Here is a 6,515-nt window from a genome sequence, read left to right on the forward strand (position 1 = left end):
TTATTATTTAATTGGAGAGTTGTCCGAGCTGGCCGAAGGAGCATCATTGGAAATGATGTAAACGGGTAAAAGCCTGTTTCAAGGGTTCGAATCCCTTACTCTCCGTAACCGAATAATAAGTTTTATGACCCGTTGGTCAAGTGGTTAAGACACCGCCCTTTCACGGCGGTAACATGGGTTCAAATCCCGTACGGGTCATTATGGAGGATTAGCTCAGCTGGGAGAGCATCTGCCTTACAAGCAGGAGGTCACAGGTTCGATCCCTGTATCCTCCATCCCATAACAGCCTGGTTCGTTGGTCTAGTTGGTTAGGACGCCTGCCTGTCACGCAGGAGATCACGAGTTCGAGTCTCGTACGGACCGTTGTTATGTATTTGAAAACTGAATACACAACTTAGTATTATTATCTCTGTTAATGGTTTATTTGGCTCGGTAGCTCAGTCGGTAGAGCAATGGATTGAAGCTCCATGTGTCGGCAGTTCGATTCTGTCCCGCGCCATTTATGGAGGGGTAGCGAAGTCTGGCTAAACGCGGCGGACTGTAAATCCGCTCCTTCGGGTTCGGTGGTTCGAATCCACTCCCCTCCATTATAGGGATATAGTTTAATGGTAGAACTACGGTCTCCAAAACCGTCGGTGTGGGTTCAACTCCTACTATCCCTGTTAATAATACTATGGCGGTAGTGGTGAAGTGGTTAACACATCGGTTTGTGGATCCGACACGCGTGGGTTCGATTCCCACCTACCGCCCTTTGATTGGGTTATAGCCAAGTGGTAAGGCAACAGACTTTGACTCTGTCATGCGCTGGTTCGAATCCAGCTAACCCAGTTTGGGTTTGGGGTTAGCCAAAGTTATGGCGGTATAGCCAAGTGGTAAGGCAGAGGTCTGCAAAACCTTCATCGTCGGTTCGAATCCGATTACCGCCTTTAACCATATAGTGGCCAATCAATTATTATTTTGCCGGAGTGGCGGAACTGGCAGACGCGCTGGACTCAAAATCCAGTGTCCGTTGAGGACGTGTGGGTTCGAACCCCACCTCCGGTATCTTGTACCATCATATGGAAACATGAATAAAAACAACGTTGAATATTTTTAATTCAACGTTGTTTTTTTACTTAAATAATTTTAGACCCTTCTTATCGGAGTCGATACAGTCCCAAAACTGTTCACTCGCCGTCATCTATAGTCGGCGAGTCAAAATATTAGAGTTCTAATCAACGTTGTGAGTAGAGCTCTTTTTGTTTTAATTTTAAAAGCATTCGGAACAACCTGTATGTTTTTAAAAGTTTCGATTAAGAACGTGATTTTTCTTATTAGGTTCGTCTAAGAGACCGTTTGAATATAAGCCATACAAGACATATCCTTCTTTCGCTAAAAACTTTGATGGTAGCTGGCTTTTTTTTATGAACAGACGGGAAGCGCCTATTTTATATATTCAATAACAATAAAAAACTGTTGTTGGTAATAGATTAAATCTATTACCAACAACAGATATTGCATGACCATCATCTGACCCGTTTGTGATTTATGACGTTACCTTTATATACTTATTAACAGCCATAGAAAGAGGAAATCGTTTCTTTACGTTGCTTATATATTAAACATTCAAAATCTTATTTAAGAAATCCTGTAAACGTTCATTCTTAGGATGTTCAAATATTTGATCAGGAGTTCCTTGCTCTAAAATTTGCCCGTCATCAACAAATACGACTCGATCGGCGACTTCTTTAGCGAAACCCATTTCATGAGTGACCACAATCATCGTCATTCCCTTTTTAGCCAAATCTTTCATAACCTCAAGGACATCGCCAACCATTTCAGGATCTAGTGCTGAAGTCGGTTCATCGAACAACATGATGTTTGGATCCATTGCCAGAGCTCGAGCAATAGCAACACGTTGCTGCTGTCCTCCTGATAGTGATTGGACTCGTGTGTTAAACTTTTCTTCCAAGCCAACCGTGTTCAGTAAACGTTTGGCTTGTTCTGCTGCAGCCTGTTTGCTTTCTTTTTTTAACTCAACAGGTGCCAGCATAATGTTTTCACCAACGGTTAAATTGTTAAAAAGGTTAAAATGTTGAAATACCATGCCGATATTTTCACGAACCGTATTCATATTAGCGTTTTTATTAGCGATATCAACGTTGTCAATAACAACTGATCCCGATGTTGGTTCTTCAAGCTTATTCAGTGTCCGAAGTAGGGTACTTTTACCCGATCCGGAGGGACCAATAATTACAACGACCTCATTATTTTGGACTGTTAAGTTGATCCCTTTTAACACTTTGTTTGCGCCAAACGTCTTCACTAAATTTGTCACTTTTACTTTTTCGCTCATACTTTTGTTCTCCTTTGAACCCAGTTGGACAACCAAGTTAATAACGTGATAATGATGAGATACATTAACGCAACAATCGTCCAAACTTTAAATCCTTCAAGATTTCTGGCGATAATAATTTTACCGGTTTGGGTTAACTCAAGTAAACCGATAATTGAAAGAATTGAGGTATCCTTTAAAGTAATGATGAATTGATTGATAAAAGATGGAATCATGATTCGAATTCCTTGAGGCAAAATAACCTTGCGCATAGACTTACCAAATGGCAAGCCAAGACTACGTGCTGCCTCCATCTGTCCAGGATCAACGGCTTGAATTCCGCCTTTAACAAAGGCTGCGATATAAGCACCTTCGTTAAATGTTAACGTCACAACACCAGCAACAAAAGCAGGTATTTTTTCGCCCGTTAGGCTTGGAATGCCGGTATAGATGAACAATGCCAACACAAGCAGCGGCATTCCCCGGAAGAGGTAAATGAGAATGCTTGATAGCCAGTTGAAAAATTTGCCAGGAACAACACCCATTAGTCCAACAACAATCCCAAAAATAGTGGCGAAGAAAATAGAAACGACGGTTAGCCACATTGTTTCTTTTAATCCCGATAGTAAAGCACCTTGATTTTGCTTGATCAATCCAAGAAAAGTCCGATCTTCAGAACTGCCTGTTGATTTTGTCGTTGTTAGCGCATCGCTACTTCCTAAATACTTAGCTTTAATATCATCCATAGGTGCCACTGGCTTTTAAGTCCTTAAGCCCATTATTAAAGGCAGCCAACAATGCTTTATTATGGCCCTTCTTAACGGCGAATCCATATGGTGCACTCTCAGCCGGTTTTGTGACAATCTTTAACTTGGTTCCCTGCTTAATAGCATATTGCATAACCGGATGATCTTCAAAACACGCTGCAGAATTTCCGGTTGTAACGTCCTGATACATATTATTTGAGTCATCAAAGGTAGTGACCGTAAAACCATACTTCTTTTTTATGCTGTTAGCGTAATCTGCACCGGCCGTTCCGGTTTTTACAGCCACTTTCTTTCCACGTAATTGAGAAAGCGACTTTACCTTACTTTTTTTATTAACGGCCATCACAACTCCAGAAGTAAAGTAGGGATTCGAAAAATTAAATTGTGCTTTTCTGGCATTTGTAATTGACATGCCGGCAATAACACCATCAATTTGTCCTGATTCAACTGCTTGAACAGCTGCATTAAATCCCAGAGGCTTAATTTTTACTTTAAAGCCCTGTTCATTGGCAATCGCTCTAACTAAGTCCATATCGATACCAACGTATTTATTTTGTTTGTTTGCAAACTCAAATGGTGGAAACGTGACATCTGTACCGATCGTAAATGTTTTTCCTTTGACGGCTTGGTTAGCATTGCTGCCCAAATATTGACCAACAATTTTATCGTAGGTACCATTTGCCCTAATCTTTTTTAAACCAGCATTAAATTTAGAAACAAGTGCTTTGTGAGTACCTTTTTTAACGGCAAAACCGTACCAACCGGTGTTTGCTGGTTTAGTCACAATTTTTAATTTAAGTCCCTGTTTAATGCCATATTGCATGACCGGTTGATCCTCAAAACAGGCAACCGAATTTCCAGTTGTAACATCTTGATACATATTATCGGAATCATCAAAAGTTACGGTTTTAAAGCCATATTTTTTCTTAATGCTGTTGGCATAATCTGCGGCCGCAGTTCCTGTCTTTAACGCAACCCGTTTACCTTTTAATTGTTTAAAGTTCGTAATATGACTGCTTTTTGCGACGGCCATAACCACGCCTGTTTTATAGTAGGGGGTTCCAAAATCAAATTTAGCCTGTCTGTCTGGTGTGATAGTCATCCCAGCGATAACACCATCTTCCTGCCCTGACTGAACTGACTGCACGGCCGCATTAAATCCGACCGGTTTAATATGAACTTTAAATCCCTCTTCTTTAGCAATGGCGTTCATAATGTCAATATCAATACCAACATATTTGTTTTGCTTGTTTGCAAATTCAAATGGTGGGTAGGTAACATCTGTTCCAATTTGATAAGTTTTTGCCTGTGCCGCAATGTTTGAAAAAATAAGGCAAGTCAAAAAAGTCATCAAAAAGACAACCCATCTCTGGGCTTTTGACAATTTGTGGTTCATAATCATCCTCCTAATAATATGTAATAAAACATAACATAAAAATACAATAATGTGCCCATTCTAGCAGAAATTTGTTTAAATGTATAGATTGATTGGCAATCGAATGAGACGGTCAGAGTTTATACATAAGGAAAAGATCATTTTTTAGAATGATTAAAAAATCGTTAAAACCACATTGACAATTATGGGGTATTTACTCATAATTAACTTTATATGTCTTGGGTAGGTGGGTCTTAAGTTTTTAACCTTATTACGTAAACAGGGCTATACATAAATGATCTAAATAAATGTGACATCATACTGGAGGAATTTAAGTTGAAATTTGCAGAATCAAATGTGCTTCAGGGACTTCCAAAACAATTCTTTGCTAACTTGGTGAAAAAAGTGAACGCAAAAATTGCCACCGGAGCCGACGTGATCAACTTGGGTCAAGGAAATCCAGATCAACCAACACCGGATTTTATTGTAAAGGCCATGCAGGAGCAAACTGCTGTCCCTAATAATCATAAATATTCACAATTTCGCGGAGATCCGGCATTAAAGCGGGCAGCTGCCGATTTCTACAAAAGAGAGTATGGAGTTGAACTGAACCCTGATAAAGAAATCGCAATTTTGGGAGGCTCAAAGATTGGTTTGGTAGAGTTGCCATTTGCGATTTTAAATCCTGGCGATACTATGTTATTGCCTGATCCTGGCTATCCAGATTATCTGTCGGGTGCTGCCCTTGCGCAGGTGGATTTGTCATTAATGCGTCTCAAGGAAAAAAATAATTTCATGCCTGACTATCATGATTTGGATCCTCAAATTGTAAAAAAGGCCAAGTTGATGTATCTTAACTATCCTAATAATCCAACCGGGGCAGTCGCAACACCTGATTTTTTTGAAAGGACGGTCGCATTTGCCAATCAAAATCAAATTGGTGTTGTCCATGATTTTGCTTATGGCGCGATTGGTTTTGATGGTAAAAAGCCAATCAGTTTCTTACAAACACCCGGAGCGAAAGAAGTCGGTATTGAAACATATACATTCTCTAAATCCTATAATATGGCTGGATGGCGAATTGGATTTGCGGCCGGAAATGCCGATATGATCGAAGCCATTAACTTATTGCAGGATCACCTATTTGTTAGTGTTTTTCCTGCAATGCAGAAAGCTGCCATCACGGCTTTAAATAGTGACCAGCATACCGTTAGGGATTTGGTGGCCCTATATGAAAAAAGAAGAAATCAATTCTTTACGGCTGCTCGCTCAATCGGGTGGGAACCATATCGTTCCGGTGGATCTTTTTACGCGTGGATGCCGGTTCCAGAAGGCTATACAAGTGAGTCCTTTGCAGATCTATTATTAGAAAAAGCGGCAGTTGCTGTAGCTCCCGGAAATGGTTTTGGTGATGGTGGTGAAGGATTTGTTCGTGTAGGATTATTAATTGACGAGCCAAGGTTTACAGAGGCCTGCCAACGAATTAAAAAACTTGGGTTGTTTTAAAGGTTTTAGTTTGGTAAATTGCGGTTAATAATAAAGAGATCAGTGACAAGTCGCAAGCTGGCTTGTCCTGATCTCTTTATTATTACCAATAGTCTAGTTGTTTAGCTAATTTGGCTCTATTTAAATCACGCTGAGAAATCTGAGCTGTTTCTGTGCCATCCAACCCGGTTGATGATCGTTGAATTGGTCGTTTCCACAAATACTTTGTAATAACATTTCCATCGCTGGTAGGCGCAAACATTAAGTCACTTTGATAAGCTGTATGGTCCAGACCAAGGGTGTGGCCAAGTTCATGGGCAATCACACCTGTCCAGTATTGTTCAATCGACATCTGGGAGGCTATAGACGGCTTCATATAAGCAGTGGGGTATTTAGGATCATTAAAATGGGTTCTGTCCACGTAGATCTTTCTTCCATTAAATAGCCCATCCCAATTGTCCTGACCAGCATTACCGAAACTAATGGTTAATGTGTGTGTTCTTTGAGATCCAATTTTAAAGACAACTGTGTCCAAAGCGTTATTCCACTTATTTGCTGCTATCTTTATCAAAGG

Annotated in this window: 5 protein-coding genes and 11 tRNA genes; 12 read left to right on the plus strand and 4 right to left on the minus strand. The window is 40.3% G+C overall.

Annotated features, from left to right (window positions below):
- Window positions 1-13 precede the first annotated feature (13 nt).
- The 11 genes from HMPREF0519_RS04100 (at window position 14) to HMPREF0519_RS04150 (ending at window position 1,044) form a co-directional block, all read left to right on the plus strand.
- Window positions 14-105: transfer RNA gene (locus HMPREF0519_RS04100), tRNA-Ser, on the plus strand.
- A 21-nt stretch (window positions 106-126) separates the two neighbouring features.
- Window positions 127-198, plus strand: a tRNA-Glu gene (locus HMPREF0519_RS04105).
- A 4-nt stretch (window positions 199-202) separates the two neighbouring features.
- Window positions 203-275 (plus strand) — tRNA-Val (locus HMPREF0519_RS04110).
- 14 nt (window positions 276-289) lie between these two features.
- Window positions 290-363: transfer RNA gene (locus tag HMPREF0519_RS04115), tRNA-Asp, on the plus strand.
- Between the two features lie 63 nt (window positions 364-426).
- A tRNA-Phe gene (locus tag HMPREF0519_RS04120) sits at window positions 427-499 on the plus strand.
- Between the two features lie 5 nt (window positions 500-504).
- A tRNA-Tyr gene (locus HMPREF0519_RS04125) sits at window positions 505-587 on the plus strand.
- 4 nt (window positions 588-591) lie between these two features.
- A tRNA-Trp gene (locus HMPREF0519_RS04130) sits at window positions 592-662 on the plus strand.
- A gap of 14 nt (window positions 663-676) precedes the next feature.
- Window positions 677-749: transfer RNA gene (locus tag HMPREF0519_RS04135), tRNA-His, on the plus strand.
- A 7-nt stretch (window positions 750-756) separates the two neighbouring features.
- Window positions 757-828, plus strand: a tRNA-Gln gene (locus HMPREF0519_RS04140).
- Window positions 829-855: 27 nt separating this feature from the next.
- Window positions 856-926: transfer RNA gene (locus HMPREF0519_RS04145), tRNA-Cys, on the plus strand.
- Window positions 927-959: 33 nt separating this feature from the next.
- A tRNA-Leu gene (locus HMPREF0519_RS04150) sits at window positions 960-1,044 on the plus strand.
- A gap of 553 nt (window positions 1,045-1,597) precedes the next feature.
- Here HMPREF0519_RS04150 and HMPREF0519_RS04155 read toward each other — a convergent pair.
- Genes HMPREF0519_RS04155 through HMPREF0519_RS14770 form a run of 3 tightly spaced genes read right to left on the minus strand, consistent with a single transcriptional unit; the run spans window position 1,598 to window position 4,432 of the window.
- Complete coding sequence (locus HMPREF0519_RS04155; RefSeq protein WP_003634908.1) at window positions 1,598-2,335, minus strand: amino acid ABC transporter ATP-binding protein; 738 nt, start codon at window positions 2,333-2,335, stop codon at window positions 1,598-1,600.
- The gene (locus HMPREF0519_RS14765; protein ID WP_003634910.1) at window positions 2,332-3,060 is read right to left on the minus strand and encodes an amino acid ABC transporter permease; all 729 of its coding nucleotides are present in this window, start codon (window positions 3,058-3,060) and stop codon (window positions 2,332-2,334) included. Before HMPREF0519_RS14765 ends, HMPREF0519_RS04155 begins: the two co-directional genes overlap by 4 nt.
- Entirely contained in the window at window positions 3,053-4,432 is a 1,380-nt protein-coding gene (locus HMPREF0519_RS14770) for a transporter substrate-binding domain-containing protein (protein WP_404803326.1), read from the minus strand. Before HMPREF0519_RS14770 ends, HMPREF0519_RS14765 begins: the two co-directional genes overlap by 8 nt.
- A 360-nt stretch (window positions 4,433-4,792) precedes the next feature.
- Here HMPREF0519_RS14770 and HMPREF0519_RS04165 point away from each other — a divergent pair, with 360 nt between their 5' ends.
- Window positions 4,793-5,962, plus strand: coding sequence for a pyridoxal phosphate-dependent aminotransferase (locus HMPREF0519_RS04165; protein WP_003559745.1), 1,170 nt, complete (start codon window positions 4,793-4,795; stop codon window positions 5,960-5,962).
- Window positions 5,963-6,044: 82 nt separating this feature from the next.
- Here HMPREF0519_RS04165 and HMPREF0519_RS04170 read toward each other — a convergent pair.
- A partial coding sequence (locus HMPREF0519_RS04170; protein WP_003634916.1) for a matrixin family metalloprotease occupies window positions 6,045-6,515 on the minus strand: 471 nt, incomplete at its 5' end.

Origin of the sequence: Lentilactobacillus hilgardii DSM 20176 = ATCC 8290 (genome assembly GCF_000159315.1) — a bacterium.
Taxonomy (GTDB): Bacteria; Bacillota; Bacilli; order Lactobacillales; family Lactobacillaceae; genus Lentilactobacillus; species Lentilactobacillus hilgardii.

Excerpts from the sequence above, each read along its gene's own strand:
- HMPREF0519_RS04155 (WP_003634908.1), bottom strand. The coding sequence starts at position 2,335 with ATGAGCGAAAAAGTAAAAGTGACAAATTTAGTGAAGACGTTTGGCGCA.
- HMPREF0519_RS14765 (WP_003634910.1), bottom strand. The coding sequence starts at position 3,060 with ATGGATGATATTAAAGCTAAGTATTTAGGAAGTAGCGATGCGCTAACA.
- HMPREF0519_RS14770 (WP_404803326.1), bottom strand. The coding sequence starts at position 4,432 with ATGACTTTTTTGACTTGCCTTATTTTTTCAAACATTGCGGCACAGGCA.